Raw genomic sequence first — 19,153 nt, forward strand, 5'->3', positions numbered from 1 at the left:
ATAATTTAGTTATTTTTTCATACTTATATATCGTCGTTTAATAATATGACGATTTGATTGTTTTGCAAATTTTTCCATAATACTAATAAAAGGGAGTTTTAATAGTGAAAGCATGGCAATTAGAAAAATTTGGTTTAGATAACCTTAAACAAGTTGAACTAGAGAAACCCGAATTACAGAAGATCAAATTTTAATTAAAGTTAACTCTGTATCACTTAATTATTGAGATACTGCAATTGTCGAAGGTATATATACGCCTGAATTATTAAAATTTTCGTTTATTCCTGTTTCAGATGCTTCAGGAATAGTTGTAGAAATCGGCTCAAAAGTTACCAAATTTAAAAAAGATGATCGTGTTACTTCACATATGTTTACCAAGTGGCTAGATGGAAAACCTAAAAGCGATGAACAATCACATGCCTTAGGTGCTACAGTAGATGGTGGACTTTCAGAATACATGGTATTGAATGCAAATGCACCTGTATTCTCTCCTGAAACACTTACAGATAATCAATCGTCAACTTTGCCAGTAGCAGCATTTGTGAATTGGTTTTCATAATTAAGCATTATAGGTAGTTCGACTGTATAAATTATGCAACATCATCTTTAGATTTTAGTAATTTTGTTATAACTTCATAATCTGGTTTTACTATATACTTGTTAAATTCTTGTAGTGTATATATGCCATGGTCATCTAAAAATTGAGTTTTATCATTAAGTTCTTCAATTGTTTGTTTAAAATCATCATAATGTTGATAAGATTTTTCTTTATCATGAAGCAAATAATATAAATGCATAACACCTAATGATACTCCAGCAGCATGAAAAGATCTATCCAATGGTCTCTTTCTTTTTAGTATAGTAGAAGTAACTAATGCTTCTTCTTGATCACAAGCGTTGGCATCTGGAAAAATGGAATTTACCATATCATCTAAAAAAATACTTTGATGTATAAATTCATGATAGATTGCTTCTGCACAATCAATGATATTCCAATCATTTTGTGGATTTAACCAAATCATTCCAAGAATATTAGAAACTGATCCCCCTCCAAAATTTTCTTTTCTTAAAATTAAAAAAGAACCTACAATGATTTCAATTAGTTCATATAAATCTCTATGTAGTGATTTTATTAATTGTAATGCTTTTTTAATTCTATTACGCGTTTCTTCTTGTTCTTCACTATTAAAGATGTGTTTATTATTTATTAAATCTTCTTGATCAATCATTTTTAAATCTAATAATGAATTTTGTAAGTATTTATCTTCAAAAGAGATAATAATTTCCTCTTTACTATATGGGACTTGAACAGATTGCAAATTATTTATAGCTTCAAAATATTTTTCTTTTAAGCTCGCATCTTCTTCTAAATTTGTTCCGTATTCTTCCTTTGTAAAGTCATAAAGTTCGTTTATATTTTGTTTAATATGAGAATTATTAAGATATGGTAGATTGAAGTTTTCTGTCATACTAATTGCCCCCTCATTAGTTAAAAATAATGGGAGGTATATCCTCCCATTAAACATAAACTATTTTTCTTTTGTATGAATTTGCATTCTTAAAGGTTTTCTAGTGTCTCGTGAATCTTCATTAAGGTAGTCTTTTTTATAACGTAAAATATTCTTCTTCGTATCTTTACTCATAATATCTCCACCTTTGTTTATAATATAATATATTCTTCTAAAGAATATAATGTTATAATATTCTAATAATTCAGATAAATCAAGGGGTATATACATGAAAAAAAAACATAGTAATAATTTTTATTATCTTTTTTTGAGCCAATTATCGGCGAATATTGGTGATGTTATATATGTTGTCGGAATTTTAATGTATATATATCAACAAACTAAAAATGCTACTGGGCCAGCTCTTGTTCCAATAATAATAACTACAGGGATATTTTTTAGTGGAATAATATCTCCCTATATATACCAATATTTATCAAAAAGAAGTATTTTGTTACTGTTTCAATGTCTGAAAATCATAATGATGCTATTTATATTATTTATAATATATATGAATAATATACCTTTGCCTTATCTCTATTTTTTTATATTTATGAATTCATTGTTTGATGGTTTTACAAATCCAATAAAGAACTCTATGATTCCCTTGTTAGAAGATGATACAAATATAACAATTGCAAATGCAAAAATGAATACTATGAGTAACATTGTACAAGTCGGTTCTTGGTCATTAGGTGGTATATTGCTATCATTAATTGGGAATATTAATTTAGTCATTCTAACTATTTTTTGCTATATTATTTCAGTAATATTCATTTATTTAATAAATGTTACTATTGAGCATGATACTCAAAAAGAAACTTTGCACAAGTCATTTTTCACAATGCTCTCTATAAATTTCAAAAATAAAGAAAGTATTTTTTTAAACAGTTCAACCTTTATAGAATCCTTTGCACACAGCGTTTGGGTAGCTGCTATTTTACTAATATATATTCAAGTATTTTTAAAAGTAGAGACATTCTGGTTTGGAATGATTAACGCTACATTTTTTCTAGGTTTAATTTTTGCAGGAATAATGGTTAATTTTAAAGATTCTTTTTTTCAGAAAAGAACAATTTTCTTTGTTATTTACTTACCTATTTTCATAGGAATATTAAATATAAGTTTTGGCTTACACAAATATATATATATAGCTTTAGTTTTTTCTTTTATATTCGGACTTTTAGATGAAATTAGATCTATTATTTTACATTCTGTCATTCAATTAAAGTTAACTAACACACAACTTACTAATACTTATATTTTAAATAATATGGTATACAGTTTTAGTTTTTCTATAAGTACATTACTAATTTCATATATTGTAGATTATAGTAGTGTCCAATTTGCATTTTTTATCGGAGGGTTAGCTTATTTTTTAGTTTTTGTACTAGGACTTATATTTCATAGAGTGGCTAGTGTTTAAGCCACTCTTTTTTTGCGTTATCAAAACATAAGGGGCTTGGGGATTATCCCCAACAAGCTGGCCCAAACCACTTAAGGTATTACAGCAATGTTTTTTATCATTGCCTTAGTGATGGTCGCATTTTTAGTTTTAAGTCCCTTAGGTGACTGGTTAGGTGTGCAACATTTTTACGAATGGATTAATCACGTCCTTAAAACCGGTCATTCAGCATGGCGTTATCTGATCATTGTATTTTATTTAGTCCCTTATGTATTCTTTGGCATGCTTATATATGCCATTTTAAGAGCTTATAAGAGTATTTAAGTTAATAATAATAGAATGGGGTTATATTTCTAAATAAAGAGGCTGTATAAAGCTTAAATTAGATTTAAAATAAAAAGTTGCTATCGGAAATAAGATTATATTTCCGATAGCAACTTTTTTAAACACTTCATATAAATCAAATAATAAACTAGGTATTTAAAATTATAACAAAAATCTCATGTACACAATACAAATGTACATGAGATCAAAAAGACAAAGATTTTTTACCTAACAAACTATTTTAATTTTAACACTACATTCTAAAAAAGTCTTTTAAAATTTACTTTAAAAGTAAAAACATTTTGTCTTTACTTTTAATATTTACTAATTTAATTAAAAAATATATACGCATTTATGCCGAGAAAATTTATTGAGCATTGAGAAGAACCCTTAATTAAACTGTTTCGACGAATGTCGGGATAGCGTGAGCTATGAAACCGACGAGTCGACAGTTTTAGGGTTTATTAAGGGTTCAGAGGCTCAATGTCAATAAAGCAATTGGAATAATGCATTAAAGTTATATCACTTATTTCTTTTTTAAATAATAAAAACCAACCACAAATGTGGTTGGTTTCCTTTTTGTCTTTTGAATTTGTTCGGGGCAAATTGCCTCGAACTTTTTAATATCTTTTTATAAATCTTTTTAAGACCTTTATAAGTATTGTTTGAGCCTTAGAGCGACAAGAGGTTTGAGATGACAAAGGCAACTTTTTTAAAAAAAGTTGCCTTTGTAGTTAAATTGATGCTATTATAGTTTTAAATTAAAGTGTTTACATACTATTAAGACACCTATTATTTTTTAAGTGTCCTAATTTTTGTTTACTGCTTAGGAGGGTTTATAAACATGTCTGGAGAAACTGTTGTCTATCAAAATGAAATGAATTTAGTTCCTTTACGTAAGTTTACCAGCACAGAAATCGATATATTTTTTAGTCTTTGTAATAAGTTAAAAGAACAAGATATAAAAGAATTAACTATCCCTTTTGAGAAGTTACGTCACTTAAGTAATTACTATCATAGTTCCCTAAAACGTTTTGTTAAAGATTTAGAACATGTATACGATAAGATGTTAACTTTAACTTATACTGAAAGAAGTGGCCTATCTTTCAAAAAATTTGTATTGTTTACAGGATATGAAGTTGATGTTGATGAACAAGAATTAATTGTTAGTATTAACCCTAAATTAAAGCACGTTTTAAATGAAATAACAGCTGATTTTACTAAGTTTGAATTGAAAGAAATGACACACCTTAAATCAACATACTCTAAAAATATGTTTAGGTTATTAAAACAATATAAACACACAGGCTATTTCAAAATTCAAATTGAGGATTTTAGAGAGCGACTAGATATTCCTAATAGTTACCGTATGACACATATTAATCAAAAAGTATTAGTCCCTATCATTAAAGAGTTAGGTTTTATTTTTAACAATCTTAATATCAATAAAATAAAGGCAAAAAAAGGTCGCAAAATTGAATGGCTAGAGTTTACGTTTGATGCTGAGAAACGTATTCACTCCAAGAGACAACCGGAAATGACAGTTTCAGGCAAAACCAAACACATGATAAATCGGGAAAAAACACCAAAATGGTTAGAAGAAAGGACTTATGAGAAGAGAAAAGAAATATGACCCACAGCTTGAAAAAGATCGGGAAGCTTTTTTAAAACAACTTCAAGTTGATTGGGAAGAATGAGTAAGAAAATACTCATTCTGATAAAAATATATTTCACATGCTATGCTGTGTTAAAATAATGTAAATCCTATTTACAAAACCATGTAATAAATGTTATTTGTATATAAGATTATATTTATAATTTATACAAAGGGGTGAATATTGATGTCAGGTATCGTTGAATCATTACATAATGCTGTAAATTCAGGTTTACATGTCAAACAAGATTGGGTAGACATGGGATTTGGTATTGCGAATACAATCGCTAAAATTGCAGATCAAGTTTTAAAATATGTTTAATCGATAAACAAAAAAACTATCCATAAAATTGAAGAATTTATGGATAGTTTTTTTACGCTGAAAATCATTAGTAAACAATCAATCCTTATATTCAGGTAATTACTTCTATATTTTTAGATATTGTAATTTACAAATACCTCCCTAAAAGCTATACTGAAAATAACAAGTGAAGTATGGTTCGCCATATGCAAAAAACCCCACTGCCGACCAAAGCAAAGTGGGGTTTTTTATTTATCTTTTTTAGGTTATCTGTAATGTAGTTCGCAACTACACCAGCGATAACAGATAAGATAAATGTTCCAACAAGTGAAAGTATCGTTAACGCCATATGCACACCTCCTTTCATGCACAGGAAGTGCTTTTTTAGTATAACAAAATTACTCTTATAATTTTTAAGATGTTAAATTTATGGGATTTGAAGATATAAAAAGAGCACAAAGCTTCGCTTTGTGCTCTTTTTATAATTAATTATTATTTGTTCGATTTAGAAGTACGTCTAAATACTAATAATGAACCAGCAGCTAATAATACTGATGCAACTATTGTTAAGATTGTAGTGTTTGATGATTCACCAGTTTCTGGTAAAACTTTAGCTTGTTCTTGAGTATTAGTTTGAGTTGTAGTGTTATTATCAGTAGTTTGAGTTTGTTGTTGGTCGTTATTTTGAGTATTTACAGTGTTATCAGTTGCTTGATTTTGAGCTTGTTGATCGTTATTTTGAGATAATTGTTGATTATTAGAATTATCACTATTTTGACCATTTAAATATGCTTTACCTTCTTGAGGTATTTTAAAATCTACAGTTTCATATTTTCTTTCATAATCTAAGTTTTTTTGAATATATTCTTCATAACTTTTGTCGTAACTAGTAATAGCACCAGGTCCGCCACCTTCTCCACCTTGGTTAGGGTGTTCTGCTTTAGCTTGTACCAATTTATCATGTTGTGTTTGCCATTCAGAAGGTGTTGGTAATGTGATTTCTTGTGTATCTGCATGTGCTTCGTTAGAATGAGTTGCTCCTACACCTGTGAATAATAAAGCGCCTGCTAATGTTGTTGTACCTAAAATTTTAGTTGTTTTCATAAAAGCACTCCTTAATATGTATTTAATCGTACAGTAGAATTTTAACACAGTAAACTTATTAAAAAAATAATAGATAGTGTAATTTAAAATTTATTAAACAAATATATGTATAAGCATTTGATATCCTTGAAAGACATGATCTAAGGTATATTTATACATAATCAATTAAAATGAAAATGCATGAAAACGTGTCATTAGGGTAATGTATAAAAGATGAATAACCTATAATCCGAACGACAAGGGACAAACGCTGATCTAACAGTGTTTGTCCCTTGTGTGTTAGTTAACATAATTTAACTTTATTTATCGGAAGTACATATGCTTGTACATTCATAGATGATATAATAATGGAGTCGCCTTAACTTCCATAGGCGAAATTACTATGGAAGGAGGTGAGCATCTGTGGACTTTTTATTCGTAACGGTTATTGCACCTGTGATAACTGGATGTATTGTAGCTTGGTTTACCTATTGGCTAAATCAGCACAATAAATAGGCGACTATCCATATCACATAAAGAGCCCCAACCTACGGCAATAGGTTGGGGCTCGGTGTATATCTATGGACTTTCTATTCGTTAATTGTATTATAACATCATAGTGTAGAGAAATGCAAAATAGAAAAAATAATAATGATTGGGAAGAGATAATATGAAAATCCTTTTAATTGAAGATAATATATTTATAGGGGAGCTAATCCAAAAAATGTTAAGGCTAAAAAAATATCAAGTGCATTGGCTTAGAAATGGTATTGAAGTAATGGAATACTTATCAGATACTTCTTATGATATTTTATTAGTGGATTGGATGTTACCTAAGCGTAGCGGACTTGAAATTATTAAAGAAATACGAGATAAAAATATAAATATTCCCATTATTATGTTAACCGCTAAATCACAGACTGCTGATAAAGTTTCAGGGTTAAATATAGGTGCGGATGATTATTTAACAAAACCATTTGAATTTGAAGAATTAGAAGCACGTATACTGGCAAACGTTAAACGTTTCTCTAGGACACAAACTATGCAACAAAATACTAAAAAGATAGGAAATATAACATATCACTATAATCAGCATCAATTTACCATTAACCAGAGAATTATTGACTTAACACTAAAAGAATATCAATTATTAGAATTATTATTTTTGTATGAAGTAGTACCAAGAAATTTAATTATTGAAAAAATTTGGAATATTGATCAAGTAGTAACAAGTAATAATGTAGATGTATTAGTTAAACTACTTAGAAGTAAATTAAAAGCAATAAGAGCTTCTCTAAAAATTAAAAATATACGTAATATTGGATATAAATTGGAAGTGAGTGATTAGTGAAAAAACATTTTGGAAAAAGTTTTATTAAGTATGTAGCATTATTAACCTTATTGTTGATTGTATTATTCGTTTTTATTATTTTTATATTTAATTTTAACATCAATAAAGAAATTAATGAAACAGCAGAAAATCAAATAACCAGTATAAAACATGCCATAGAACAGCATGACAATGTGAATCAAGGGCACGATTATTTTATTGTAAAAAAGCATAAGGTTATAAGTAATCATACTCCTTTCTCTATAAGAGAGCTTCAAAAAAAATTTATTAGAAAAGAAAAAAATAATATTGATAAAAGTAATAAAGGTATTTTCGATGTTAGGAAAAAAGTAATTTCAAATCAGCGAATATTATATAGTTTGGCAAATGTTAAGGATTTCTATGAAACGAAGCAAGTGTTAGTTAACGTACTAACGATTGGATTTGTTTTTGCGTTTATATTAATGGTAATGCTGGCATATTATTTAGCTCGACAATCAGTAAAAGCTTATGAACAACTAATGAATGAGCAACAACTGTTTGTGCAAAATGCATCTCATGAAATGAAAACACCAATAGCTTCTTTTTTATTGAGTACACAATATTTAGAAATGATTGAAGGTCATAATATAAGCATGGAAAGTAAGCAAACGTTGCAACAAATGAAAACGGAAGCACAATATATGCAACAACTCATCGAATCTATGTTAATTGATACTAATGTGAAAAATGAAGTAGTACCTATCAATGTTTCTAAAAGTTTTGATGAAGTAATTCGAACGGCTGAGCATGTCTATCAATCAACGATAGAAACACGCTATAAGTCACACTTAATATTTACTATACATTCATTACATGCTAAGCAAATTATTAATATTTTAGTGGAAAATGCTTATCGTCATAACACTGATAATACTAAAGTGAGTGTTAGTGCATTCAAGAATTTTAATGGATTACAAATAGAAGTATCAGATAATGGTATTGGTATTCCAGAACAGGAACAACAACATATTTTTAAACGTTTTTATCAGGTTAATCAAAATCAGAAAGGTTCAGGTATTGGATTAGCACTTTTATATAATATTGTTAAGCAATATCATGGAACTATTGAAGTAAAGTCTATAGTAAGACAAGGTACAACTTTTATTATAAAATTATAAAAATTTCAGTTTCATTTCAGTTTCATCCTCTATATTTAAATCATTAAGAAAAAGAAATTAGAGGAGCTGAACAACATGCCATTACATCCATTATTTATTCACTTTCCAATTGCATTATTGTCATTAGCAACTATTATCTCTATTCTACATTTGTTTTTGAAGAAAATTAATTTATCTATAACATTAACCATACTCCTTACTACAGGTATGGTATTGGGAATTATAAGTTACATGCTTGGAGACAGTGGTGAGGCATTTGCTATCCAACATTATGGGATGCAACATGTTGAAAAATTAGTACATTTACATGAAACATTCGCCTTAGCTTCACTTATAACATATGGGTTTGCAACATCAACCCAAATAGGTAGTATGTGGTTTATAAAATATAAAAAATTATGTACAGGTGCGACAGTTGTATTGACGATTATCGGATTTGTAATACTTATTATTGCTGGTCATTTAGGTGCAAATATCACTTATGGAAAATAAAAAGGAGGAATAGGTATATGAAACAAACATACTTTCACCATGTAGAACACAGTAAAGTCCAAAAACAATCTAAAGTAACACTATGGGCAACGTTATTAATCACTTTATTTTTTACAATTGTAGAATTTACAGGAGGAATATTATCCAACTCTTTAGCTTTATTGTCAGATTCCTTTCACATGTTAAGTGACGTACTTGCGCTCGGATTATCAATGCTGGCTATTTACTTTGCAAGTCGTAAACCAACAGCACGTTTTACTTATGGTTACTTACGTTTCGAAATATTAGCAGCATTCTTAAATGGTTTAGCACTATCAGTAATTTCTATTGGTATTTTTTACGAGGCGATCATACGTATAGTTTATCCTAAGCAAGTTGAAAGTGGGTTAATGCTTGTCATAGCAATAATTGGTTTAATTGTAAATATTGTGTTGACAGTTATATTAATGCGTTCTTTAAAGAATGAACAGAATATCAATGTACAAAGTGCATTATGGCATTTTGTTGGAGATTTATTAAATTCAGTAGGTGTCATTTTAGCAGTGTTACTAATACATTTCACAGGTATACAATTATTCGATCCTATTTTAAGTATGGCCATTTCAATCATTATTTTTAGGGGTGGTTATAAAATTATGCGTAATGCTTGGATGGTGTTGATGGAAGCTGTACCACAAGAATTAGATACAGACAATGTTATAGAAGCAATAAAATCCATTCCTGACGTTATCGATGTGCATGAATTCCATTTATGGGAAATTACAACAGATCAATATTCTTTAAGTGCACATGTTATTCTAGATAGTAGAAGTAGTATAGATGCTTTTGTGGTTATAAATGAAATAGAAGATTTATTAAAAGAAAAATATGGAATATCACATACCACAATACAAATAGAACATTTAGATATTAATCATCTTAATGAACCTTATTTTGAAAAGGTTAAAGAAAATATAAAAAATTAATAATTTGATTGATAATTAAACAACGGAAATGGAAATTTTAAAACAACGTAAAAAAAGTTTACTACAAAAAATGTTTATCTAATACTGATAACGCCCTATTATGTAACCTAAAAATATTCTTTAAAAATTTTTAGAGAGGTTATATAGACATAACGTCACTTATCGGGAGTTATCTACTATCGAATATTCAGAGATGATATAATATATGAGTCGCTTAACTCTCAGGCGTCAATTGACGAAGAGAGGAGGTGCATTACTTTGCTAATCATTTTCGTTCACATCATAGCACCAGTCATCAGTGGCTGTGCTGTTGCGTATTATACTTATTGGCTTAGTAAACGCAACAAATAATTAATAGGCGACTCTATAAGCCAGCATCGAAAAAATCCCCACACTATTGCAGTAGTGTGGGGATTGGTGCATTATTTGTTAATCATTTTCGTTATATACATTATAACACTGGTTAGTAGAGAAATGCAAAATTCATATCTAACTAAAAGAGAGTATATTATAAAACTTCAAACAATAGTTTTTTATAAAAAACTTATAATATTATTTAAATATACAGATTTTTGATGTGTACAAAAGTAGTCATGTGTTAGATCGTCAGGGAGGATAATAAAAAACACACTAGCGTTTAATTATAAATTATATTATTTATTAATTTTTATATGAATAACACTTACTTTGCATTTAAAATAAAAAGCGTAAAACCTTCTGATGCTTAAAATTGTTCAGTGTTTCTGATTTTTCTTGCTAAACTCATATTTAAAGTTTTAGCTTGTGTATTGAAATTAGAAAAATTTTTACGTGTATGCTCTGTTACTAGTACTTGATACTATTGGTATAAATACCATATTGTCTATATTCTATTAACACTGCCCCCCAATCGCTAATTTTAAATAGTTATATTTGCTGCATACTTTGGACAGGGAATATATACGAATGAATGACTTTTATATTTAGAAGAAACAGATAGTGAAAAATTATAAATATTAGTTTTTATTTGAAAGACTTTTAAAAAATGAACTTTTAGAGTAAACTCGAATTGTAAAGTAATTTAGAACATTGTATTAAAAGGTTAGTTGATTTAGAAGTAACTAAACTAAGGAGTGTTAGCTATGAAAGCAGCAGTTTGGTATGGTCAAAAAGATGTAAGAGTTGAAGAACGTGAACCTAAAGAATTACAGGACAATGAAGTTAAGGTTAAAGTATCTTGGGCTGGCATTTGTGGTACAGATTTACATGAATACTTAGAAGGCCCTATATTTATTTCAACAGAAAAGCCAGATCCATTCTTAGGTCAAAAATCGCCAGTTACATTGGGTCATGAATTTGCAGGTGTGGTAGAAGAAACTGGTTCCCAAGTTACAAAATTTAATAAAGGCGATCGAGTTGTAGTTAACCCTACAGTTTCAAAACGTGAAAAAGAAGAAAATATTGACCTTTATGATGGTTATTCATTTATAGGCTTAGGTTCTGATGGTGGATTTGCAGAGTTTACAAATGCGCCGGAAGAAAATGTTTATAAACTACCAGATAATGTTTCTGATAAAGAAGGTGCGCTTGTCGAACCAACAGCCGTTGCAGTTCAAGCAATTAAAGAAGGTGAAGTTCTATTTGGTGATACTGTAGCTATTTTTGGTGCAGGACCAATTGGATTATTAACAGTCGTAGCAGCCAAAGCAGCTGGTGCAAGTAAAATATTTGTTTTCGATTTATCAGAAGAAAGACTAAGTAAAGCTAAAGCACTAGGCGCAACTCATGCTATAAACTCTGGTAAGACAGATCCAGTTGATGTTATTAATAAGTATACAGAAAATGGTGTAGATGTATCTTTTGAAGTGGCTGGTGTAGCACCAACACTTAAATCTTCTATAGATGTTACAAAAGCAAGAGGTACAGTTGTTATCGTTTCTATTTTTGGTCATCCTATCGAGTGGAATCCAATGCAATTAACTAATACAGGAGTAAAACTTACTTCTACAATTGCATACACACCTACTACATTCCAACAAACAATTGACTTAATCAACGAAGGTAATTTAAACGTTAAAGATGTAGTTACTGATGAAATTGAGTTAGAAAATATCGTAGAATCAGGATTTGAACAACTTGTAAATGATAAATCTCAAGCAAAAATATTAATTAAATTATAATATAGGATATATCATTTTTCAGGTTCTGTTGCAAAGTAAAAAAATATAGCTAACCACTAATTTATCATGTCAGTGTTCGCTTAACTTGCTAGCATGATGCTAATTTCGTGGCATGGCGAAAATCCGTAGATCTGAAGAGACCTGCGGTTCTTTTTATATAGAGCGTAAATACATTCAATACCTTTTAAAGTATTCTTTGCTGTATTGATACTTTGATACCTTGTCTTTCTTACTTTAATATGACGGTGATCTTGCTCAATGAGGTTATTCAGATATTTCGATGTACAATGACAGTCAGGTTTAAGTTTAAAAGCTTTAATTACTTTAGCCATTGCTACCTTCGTTTAAGGTGCCTGATCTGTAATTACCTTTTGAGGTTTACCAAATTGTTTAATGAGACGTTTGATAAACGCATATGCTGAATGATTATCTCGTTGCTTACGCAACCAAATATCTAATGTATGTCCCTCTGCATCAATGGCACGATATAAATAGCTCCATTTTCCTTTTATTTTGATGTACGTCTCATCAATACGCCATTTGTAATAAGCTTTTTTATGCTTTTTCTTCCAAATTTGATACAAAATTGGGGCATATTCTTGAACCCAACGGTAGACCGTTGAATGATGAACGTTTACACCACGTTCCCTTAATATTTCAGATATATCACGATAACTCAATGCATATCTTAGATAGTAGCCAACGGCTACAGTGATAACATCCTTGTTAAATTGTTTATATCTGAAATAGTTCATACAGAAGACTCCTTTTTGTTAAAATTATACTATAAATTCAACTTTGCAACAGAACCAATAATATTTAGAACAATTTAGACATTAAGTCATAATTCTAATATTTATAGAAATAACGAATACTTTGAATCATGATAAAATATTTATTATATACATTTTTGCATTCCTCTACTAACCAGTGTTATAATCTAATTAACAAAGTTATTAAGCATAATACACCAATCCCCTCACTATCGGAAGTAGTGAGGGGATTTTTAGGTGTGACTATAGTCGCCTATTTTTTCCTATCGTTGCGATTGCGTAGCCAATGCGCAAATAATGCGACGATACAACCACTCGTTGCTGTGGTCATGATGTGAACAAAGTTATCAAGCATAATTACACCTCCTCTCTACGTCTAGATTGACGCCTGAGAGTTAAGCGACTCATATATTATATCATCTCTGAATATTCGATAGTAGATAACTCCCGATAAGTCATTTTATGTTATATCTTTGCTTATTTTATAGTATCAAGACAAGAAGAAACTCGTTTCACTCGTTTCAAAAACCCTCCTGATTTTTAGAGAAAAACTCTCTTATTTCATCGTCTTTAATAAAATAATATGCCATCTTTCCCTTTTTATAAAAATCAAGCACATCATTTTTATATAAAAGTCTTAAATGATGTGAAGTTGAAGCAACACTCATTTTCAATATCAAAGAAATATCACAAACACACAACTCATCTTCTTTAATCAAAGATAATATAATTTTCAATTTCTTCTCATCACAAATCTTTTCTAAAATGTTAAGTAATTTCTTAGATTTATCATCTTCTAAAAAACTTAAGGCATTGTTAACTTTATCCTCATGTACACAGATCACATCACAAGCATTTTTATAGCTCATATAAAATCACACCCTAAATTAAAATATAAATCCTAAAATTGTTTGAATAGTGTCATTTTCTATAATGATAAATAAACCTAAAGCTATATAAATAACAGCCATAATCCAACGACCAAATTTCTCAACAATTTCTCCAACTCCTGGAATATTAGCTAATTTTTGTGCAGTAAATACCAAGAAGAAAATTAAAATTAAAAAGACAAACAAAGTAATTAATAAATTAGTAACACTTAATGTCACAAAATAGGGAACAAATACACCAATATTATCAGCGCCACAACTTGCTATCGTAATAATTGCAATCGTACCAACTAGTTTAGACAATCCTTTTTCATTCAATTCTTTTTTAGCTCTCTCTTCTCCGTCACTATCACCATAAATAGCCACTTTAATTCCTAAATAAATCGGTATTAACCCTAATAATCCTAATATCCATTTTTCAGGAACATAATTTAAGACAAAGGCAAAGAATAAACTTATGACAATCAATGCCACAGATCCTACATATTGACCAATATAAATATCTCGATATTCTTTCCTAGTCTTTGCTCTAGCAAAGAACATTAATAAAATCACTAATAAGTCTAATGCTGTCACAATATAAAGAATAGCAGCAGTTACAATAGTCTGAATCATAATTACACCTCATTCAAAAATATTTTTGAATATATTATAACTTATTTTTTTTAATAATCATAGGTGCTTTATTCCAATTGCTTTATTGACGTTGAGCCTCGGAACTTTTAACAAACTCAAAAAATAGTCGAATGGTTGGCATATAATCATGAATTTTAAATGTTTTCTTTAAACCAAAGATAATATGGAATCAATATGTTCACTCCGGTTCTGTTGCAAAGTTAATTTTATAGTATAATTTTAACAAAAAAGGAGCGTTCTCTATGAATTATTTTAGATATAAGCAATTTAATAAAGATGTAATAACTGTAGCCGTTGGCTATTACTTAAGATACGCGCTTAGTTATCGTGATATATCTGAAATACTAAGAGAACGCGGCGTTAACGTTCATCATTCAACGATCTACCGTTGGGTTCAAGAATATGCTCCTATTTTGTATCAAATTTGAAAGAAAAAGCATAAAAAAGCTTATTATAAATGGCGCGTTGATGAGACATACATTAAAATAAAAGGAAAATGGTGCTATTTATATCGTGCCATTGATGCAGATGGTCATACATTGGATATTTGGTTACGTAAGAAACGAGATAATCATTCAGCATATGCGTTTATTAAGCGACTTATTAAACAATTTGGTAAACCTCAAATGATAATTACAGACCAGGCACCTTCGACGAAGGTGGCAATGTCTAAGTTGATTAAAGATTTTAAACTTAATCCCGACTGTCATTGTACATCTAAATATCTTAATAACCTCATTGAGCAGGATCACCGTCATATTAAAGTGAGAAAGACGAGATATCAAAGCGTCAATACGGCAAAGAATACACTCAAAGGTATTGAATGTATTTATGGTCTATATAAAAAGAACCGTAGGTCTCTTCAGATCTACGGATTTTCGCCGTGCTACGAAATTAATCACATGTTGGCCAGTTAAGGGAATACTACCATGTTAAAATGATAATTAGTTATATTTTTTCTGACTTTGCAACAGAACCTTTGAAAATCTATTATTTCTAAAGCCACATAGTACACATGAACATCATGTTATCATTACGTTTTGGCAAGACGAAGCAGCTTACAAACATTGGCAAGAGTCTCAGGAATATAAAACATCCCATAAAAATAGAGGAACCAAACAAGGTGCTGATAAATCTATTGTAAACAGAAACCTATCATTTAATATTAGTTTAGAATTTAAATAACATAATTTTTGAATTAAATGATATTTCTGAAAACATATAGGCGAGTTATTTAAATACTAACTTGCCTATTTTTTAAGCGATATAAAATTTTTAGCAAAATCACTGATAAGCAGACTCATACTATAAATGAGGTTGTATATAACTCACTCTGAAATTGATTGAATATATAGTATCTTTAATAAAATGCAGCTATTGTGGCGTAAAATTTAAGAATTAAAAAATGATTAATATAGTTTGAAAAGACTGAATATAAATACTAGAAAAATAGCCAGTAAATGAGTTTATTATGAATTCATTTACTGGCTTCTTTAAATAATGATCTAGACAATTTGCTTTTCTAGACCTACTTTGAAATGTGTTATTTTCTTTAAGCATATTAATATATGACTTGTGTTGATAATGCTAACCTTGGTCAGAGTGTATTGTCATGCGATAATTCAGATGAGATTTTTTAATTAAAACCTTATTTTAAACATCGATGACAAGGTCTAATGTAGGACGTGTAGACATCATTTTCAGAATGATATAAATAAATCCATAAATGGAGATAAATCGAAACTATTTATACCTCATAGGGGTATATGTTATATTATAAGTAGCTTTACTATAACATTTTCATTAGGAGGGGTTAATTTGAATAATAATGGTGAAGCGCATAATCACCAAAATCACATGAATCACTCTAATCAAATGCATCATGATAACCATGCCTCACATCATCATCATAGTGGCCATGCACATCATCATGGAAATTTTAAAGTTAAGTTTTTTGTTTCATTAATTTTTGCAATACCTATCATTCTTTTATCGCCATTGATGGGTGTTAACTTACCTTTTCAATTCACATTTCCAGGTTCTGAATGGGTAGTGTTAATATTAAGTACAATTTTATTCTTTTATGGTGGTAAACCGTTCTTGTCTGGTGGTAAAGATGAAATTGCTACAAAAAAACCAGGCATGATGACCTTAGTTGCTCTAGGTATTTCAGTAGCTTATATTTATAGCTTGTATGCTTTTTATATGAATAACTTTAGTAGTGCAACTGGTCATACAATGGACTTTTTTTGGGAATTAGCAACCTTAATTTTAATTATGCTATTAGGACATTGGATAGAAATGAATGCTGTCGGAAATGCTGGAGATGCTTTAAAGAAAATGGCAGAACTATTACCTAATAGTGCTATTAAAGTTATGGATAATGGCCAACGCGAAGAAGTTAAAATATCAGACATCATGACTGATGATATCGTCGAAGTAAAAGCCGGAGAAAGCATTCCAACAGATGGTATTATCGTTCAAGGACAAACATCTATAGATGAATCCCTAGTCACTGGAGAATCTAAAAAAGTACAAAAAAATCAAAATGACAACGTCATCGGGGGTTCTATTAATGGGTCTGGAACAATACAAGTCAAGGTTACAGCTGTTGGAGAAGATGGATATCTTTCTCAAGTTATGGGACTTGTTAATCAAGCACAAAATGATAAATCTAGTGCTGAATTGTTATCTGATAAAGTAGCGGGTTATTTATTCTACTTTGCTGTAAGTGTTGGCGTGATTTCTTTTATTGTCTGGATGCTCATTCAAAATGATGTTGATTTTGCATTAGAACGTCTTGTAACTGTGTTAGTCATTGCTTGTCCACATGCTTTAGGCTTGGCAATACCTTTAGTCACTGCACGTTCTACTTCAATTGGTGCACATAATGGTTTAATTATTAAAAATAGAGAGTCTGTAGAAATAGCTCAACATATCGATTATGTAATGATGGATAAAACTGGTACTTTAACTGAGGGTAACTTTTCTGTGAATCATTATGAGAGCTTTAAAAATGATTTGAGTAATGATACAATATTAAGCCTTTTCGCCTCATTAGAAAGTCAATCTAATCACCCATTAGCTATAAGTATTGTTGATTTTGCGAAAAGTAAAAATGTTTCATTTACTAATCCACAAGACGTTAATAATATTCCAGGTGTCGGATTAGAAGGTCTAATTGATAATAAAACATATAAAATAACAAATGTCTCTTATCTTGATAAACATAAACTTAATTATGACGATGACTTGTTTACTAAATTAGCTCAACAAGGTAATTCAATCAGTTATTTAATTGAGGATCAACAAGTCATTGGCATGATTGCTCAAGGAGATCAAATTAAAGAAAGCTCAAAACAAATGGTAGCTGATTTACTATCAAGAAATATTACACCAGTCATGCTTACAGGTGACAATAATGAAGTGGCACACGCTGTCGCAAAAGAATTAGGTATTAGTGATGTTCACGCACAACTCATGCCAGAAGATAAGGAAAGCATTATAAAAGATTATCAAAGTGACGGTAATAAAGTCATGATGGTCGGAGACGGTATCAACGATGCGCCGAGTCTTATAAGAGCCGATATTGGTATAGCAATTGGTGCAGGCACAGATGTTGCAGTGGATTCAGGTGATATCATACTTGTTAAAAGTAATCCATCAGATATCATTCATTTCTTGACTCTTTCAAATAATACTATGAGAAAAATGGTGCAAAACTTATGGTGGGGTGCAGGTTATAATATTGTTGCTGTACCTTTAGCAGCTGGTATTTTAGCATTTATCGGCTTGATTTTATCACCTGCAATAGGTGCTATTTTAATGTCATTAAGTACGATTATCGTTGCAATTAATGCTTTTACATTAAAATTAAAATAAAAAATAGGAGTTTTATTATGATTAAAAAATTATTTTTTATGATATTAGGGTCATTACTAATATTATCAGCTTGCTCCAATAATGATGAAAAAGATAAAGATACTAAAGATCAAAAAAGTGAGACCCATATGAAGCATAATGATGAAAGTAAAGTTCCTGAAGATATGACATCGACTAATGAAGGTGAATTTAAAGCGGGAGATAAAGTAACGATTACAGCAGGGCATATGCCAGGTATGAAAGGTGCAGAAGCTACTGTAAAAGGTGCGTATAAAACATATGCCTATGTTGTAAGTTATAAACCCACAAATGGAAATGAAAAAGTAAACAATCATAAATGGGTCGTAAACGAAGAGATCAAAGATGCACCTAAAGATGGATTTAATAAGGGCGATACTGTTAAATTAGAAGCAAGTCATATGTCTGGTATGAAAGGTGCTACAGCCAATATAGATAACGTGAAAAAGACTACTGTTTACGTGGTTGATTACAAATCCAAAGATAATGGTAAAATCATTAAAAATCATAAATGGATGACAGGAAATGAACTGGAAGCACGCTAAAAATCTAGTTCTAAATTGAGAAATAAAT

Annotated in this window: 19 protein-coding genes and 4 pseudogenes; 16 read left to right on the top strand and 7 right to left on the bottom strand. The window is 29.8% G+C overall.

The features are described 5' to 3' along the window. The first annotated feature begins 280 nt into the window (after positions 1-280). Positions 281-559 (top strand): alcohol dehydrogenase catalytic domain-containing protein, encoded by a 279-nt coding sequence (locus P7F85_RS12760; RefSeq protein ID WP_227701689.1) that lies wholly within the window; start codon positions 281-283, stop codon positions 557-559. A gap of 31 nt (positions 560-590) precedes the next feature. On the opposite strand, the gene P7F85_RS12765 is transcribed toward P7F85_RS12760, so the two are convergent. After that, positions 591-1,469, bottom strand: a complete 879-nt coding sequence (locus P7F85_RS12765) for an aKG-HExxH-type peptide beta-hydroxylase (protein ID WP_226956368.1) — start codon at positions 1,467-1,469, stop codon at positions 591-593. Positions 1,470-1,737: 268 nt separating this feature from the next. On the opposite strand from P7F85_RS12765, the gene P7F85_RS12770 reads away from it, so the two are divergent. The 4 genes and pseudogenes from P7F85_RS12770 (at position 1,738) to P7F85_RS12785 (ending at position 5,213) form a co-directional block, all read left to right on the top strand. Next, positions 1,738-2,934 (top strand): MFS transporter, encoded by a 1,197-nt coding sequence (locus P7F85_RS12770; RefSeq protein WP_002465840.1) that lies wholly within the window; start codon positions 1,738-1,740, stop codon positions 2,932-2,934. An 87-nt stretch (positions 2,935-3,021) separates the two neighbouring features. After that, positions 3,022-3,237, top strand: coding sequence for a hypothetical protein (locus P7F85_RS12775; RefSeq protein WP_002465838.1), 216 nt, complete (start codon positions 3,022-3,024; stop codon positions 3,235-3,237). An 844-nt stretch (positions 3,238-4,081) separates the two neighbouring features. Next, positions 4,082-4,934: pseudogene (locus P7F85_RS12780) on the top strand (replication initiation protein). A 144-nt stretch (positions 4,935-5,078) separates the two neighbouring features. Next, a complete protein-coding gene (locus P7F85_RS12785; protein WP_002465837.1) occupies positions 5,079-5,213 on the top strand; it encodes a beta-class phenol-soluble modulin in 135 nt (44 codons plus the stop codon). A 148-nt stretch (positions 5,214-5,361) separates the two neighbouring features. Here the strand turns inward: P7F85_RS12785 and P7F85_RS12790 are convergent, their stop codons facing one another. Continuing rightward, entirely contained in the window at positions 5,362-5,541 is a 180-nt protein-coding gene (locus P7F85_RS12790) for a hypothetical protein (RefSeq protein WP_042752767.1), read from the bottom strand. A gap of 143 nt (positions 5,542-5,684) precedes the next feature. Continuing rightward, complete coding sequence (locus tag P7F85_RS12795) at positions 5,685-6,296, bottom strand: LPXTG cell wall anchor domain-containing protein (protein WP_002465829.1); 612 nt, start codon at positions 6,294-6,296, stop codon at positions 5,685-5,687. Between the two features lie 402 nt (positions 6,297-6,698). On the opposite strand from P7F85_RS12795, the gene P7F85_RS12800 reads away from it, so the two are divergent. The 7 genes from P7F85_RS12800 to P7F85_RS12830 all read left to right on the top strand — a co-directional run bounded on the left by P7F85_RS12800 (position 6,699) and on the right by P7F85_RS12830 (position 12,381). Next, positions 6,699-6,791: a type I toxin-antitoxin system Fst family toxin gene (locus P7F85_RS12800; RefSeq protein ID WP_021459888.1), complete on the top strand. Its 93-nt coding sequence runs from the start codon at positions 6,699-6,701 to the stop codon at positions 6,789-6,791. 154 nt (positions 6,792-6,945) lie between these two features. Then, positions 6,946-7,623 carry a response regulator transcription factor gene (locus tag P7F85_RS12805; RefSeq protein WP_058714279.1) on the top strand — a complete coding sequence of 226 codons (678 nt, stop codon included), beginning with the start codon at positions 6,946-6,948 and terminating at the stop codon, positions 7,621-7,623. Continuing rightward, a complete protein-coding gene (locus P7F85_RS12810; RefSeq protein ID WP_058714278.1) occupies positions 7,623-8,765 on the top strand; it encodes a sensor histidine kinase in 1,143 nt (380 codons plus the stop codon). The genes P7F85_RS12805 and P7F85_RS12810 overlap by 1 nt, the downstream gene beginning before the upstream one ends. A 75-nt stretch (positions 8,766-8,840) precedes the next feature. Beyond that, positions 8,841-9,257 carry a DUF2231 domain-containing protein gene (locus P7F85_RS12815; RefSeq protein ID WP_050969658.1) on the top strand — a complete coding sequence of 139 codons (417 nt, stop codon included), beginning with the start codon at positions 8,841-8,843 and terminating at the stop codon, positions 9,255-9,257. A gap of 17 nt (positions 9,258-9,274) precedes the next feature. After that, positions 9,275-10,222, top strand: a complete 948-nt coding sequence (locus P7F85_RS12820; protein WP_050969657.1) for a cation diffusion facilitator family transporter — start codon at positions 9,275-9,277, stop codon at positions 10,220-10,222. 258 nt (positions 10,223-10,480) lie between these two features. Beyond that, complete coding sequence (locus P7F85_RS12825; RefSeq protein WP_001791613.1) at positions 10,481-10,573, top strand: type I toxin-antitoxin system Fst family toxin; 93 nt, start codon at positions 10,481-10,483, stop codon at positions 10,571-10,573. 770 nt (positions 10,574-11,343) lie between these two features. After that, a complete protein-coding gene (locus tag P7F85_RS12830; RefSeq protein ID WP_447158585.1) occupies positions 11,344-12,381 on the top strand; it encodes a 2,3-butanediol dehydrogenase in 1,038 nt (345 codons plus the stop codon). A gap of 80 nt (positions 12,382-12,461) precedes the next feature. On the opposite strand, the pseudogene P7F85_RS12835 reads toward P7F85_RS12830, so the two are convergent. From P7F85_RS12835 to P7F85_RS12850, 4 genes and pseudogenes are all read right to left on the bottom strand, one after another. Next, positions 12,462-13,136, bottom strand: a pseudogene (locus P7F85_RS12835) (IS6-like element IS257 family transposase). A gap of 271 nt (positions 13,137-13,407) precedes the next feature. Continuing rightward, on the bottom strand, positions 13,408-13,509 hold the full coding sequence (locus P7F85_RS12840; RefSeq protein WP_100206259.1) for a type I toxin-antitoxin system Fst family toxin: 102 nt from the start codon (positions 13,507-13,509) through the stop codon (positions 13,408-13,410). 166 nt (positions 13,510-13,675) lie between these two features. Beyond that, positions 13,676-14,023 carry an ArsR/SmtB family transcription factor gene (locus P7F85_RS12845; RefSeq protein WP_002467551.1) on the bottom strand — a complete coding sequence of 116 codons (348 nt, stop codon included), beginning with the start codon at positions 14,021-14,023 and terminating at the stop codon, positions 13,676-13,678. Between the two features lie 18 nt (positions 14,024-14,041). Continuing rightward, positions 14,042-14,659, bottom strand: a complete 618-nt coding sequence (locus P7F85_RS12850; RefSeq protein ID WP_002467537.1) for a CadD family cadmium resistance transporter — start codon at positions 14,657-14,659, stop codon at positions 14,042-14,044. A gap of 263 nt (positions 14,660-14,922) precedes the next feature. Here P7F85_RS12850 and P7F85_RS12855 point away from each other — a divergent pair. The 4 genes and pseudogenes from P7F85_RS12855 to P7F85_RS12870 all read left to right on the top strand — a co-directional run bounded on the left by P7F85_RS12855 (position 14,923) and on the right by P7F85_RS12870 (position 19,125). Further along, positions 14,923-15,597 (top strand): annotated as a pseudogene (locus P7F85_RS12855) (IS6 family transposase). 91 nt (positions 15,598-15,688) lie between these two features. After that, a pseudogene (locus P7F85_RS12860) lies at positions 15,689-15,865 on the top strand (antibiotic biosynthesis monooxygenase family protein); the annotation flags it as partial. Positions 15,866-16,498: 633 nt separating this feature from the next. Next, entirely contained in the window at positions 16,499-18,562 is a 2,064-nt protein-coding gene (locus P7F85_RS12865; protein ID WP_002467557.1) for a heavy metal translocating P-type ATPase, read from the top strand. Between the two features lie 17 nt (positions 18,563-18,579). Continuing rightward, positions 18,580-19,125, top strand: coding sequence for a YdhK family protein (locus tag P7F85_RS12870; RefSeq protein WP_002467532.1), 546 nt, complete (start codon positions 18,580-18,582; stop codon positions 19,123-19,125). Positions 19,126-19,153: the final 28 nt, after the last annotated feature.

The organism is Staphylococcus sp. aM (genome assembly GCF_052975125.1).

Coding starts and splice junctions, on each gene's coding strand:
- P7F85_RS12830 (WP_447158585.1), top strand. CDS start 11,344: ATGAAAGCAGCAGTTTGGTATGGTCAAAAAGATGTAAGAGTTGAAGAA.
- P7F85_RS12850 (WP_002467537.1), bottom strand. CDS start 14,659: ATGATTCAGACTATTGTAACTGCTGCTATTCTTTATATTGTGACAGCA.
- P7F85_RS12845 (WP_002467551.1), bottom strand. CDS start 14,023: ATGAGCTATAAAAATGCTTGTGATGTGATCTGTGTACATGAGGATAAA.
- P7F85_RS12805 (WP_058714279.1), top strand. CDS start 6,946: ATGAAAATCCTTTTAATTGAAGATAATATATTTATAGGGGAGCTAATC.
- P7F85_RS12785 (WP_002465837.1), top strand. CDS start 5,079: ATGTCAGGTATCGTTGAATCATTACATAATGCTGTAAATTCAGGTTTA.
- P7F85_RS12870 (WP_002467532.1), top strand. CDS start 18,580: ATGATTAAAAAATTATTTTTTATGATATTAGGGTCATTACTAATATTA.
- P7F85_RS12770 (WP_002465840.1), top strand. CDS start 1,738: ATGAAAAAAAAACATAGTAATAATTTTTATTATCTTTTTTTGAGCCAA.
- P7F85_RS12775 (WP_002465838.1), top strand. CDS start 3,022: ATGTTTTTTATCATTGCCTTAGTGATGGTCGCATTTTTAGTTTTAAGT.
- P7F85_RS12790 (WP_042752767.1), bottom strand. CDS start 5,541: ATGGCGTTAACGATACTTTCACTTGTTGGAACATTTATCTTATCTGTT.
- P7F85_RS12765 (WP_226956368.1), bottom strand. CDS start 1,469: ATGACAGAAAACTTCAATCTACCATATCTTAATAATTCTCATATTAAA.
- P7F85_RS12795 (WP_002465829.1), bottom strand. CDS start 6,296: ATGAAAACAACTAAAATTTTAGGTACAACAACATTAGCAGGCGCTTTA.
- P7F85_RS12820 (WP_050969657.1), top strand. CDS start 9,275: ATGAAACAAACATACTTTCACCATGTAGAACACAGTAAAGTCCAAAAA.
- P7F85_RS12815 (WP_050969658.1), top strand. CDS start 8,841: ATGCCATTACATCCATTATTTATTCACTTTCCAATTGCATTATTGTCA.
- P7F85_RS12840 (WP_100206259.1), bottom strand. CDS start 13,509: ATGCTTGATAACTTTGTTCACATCATGACCACAGCAACGAGTGGTTGT.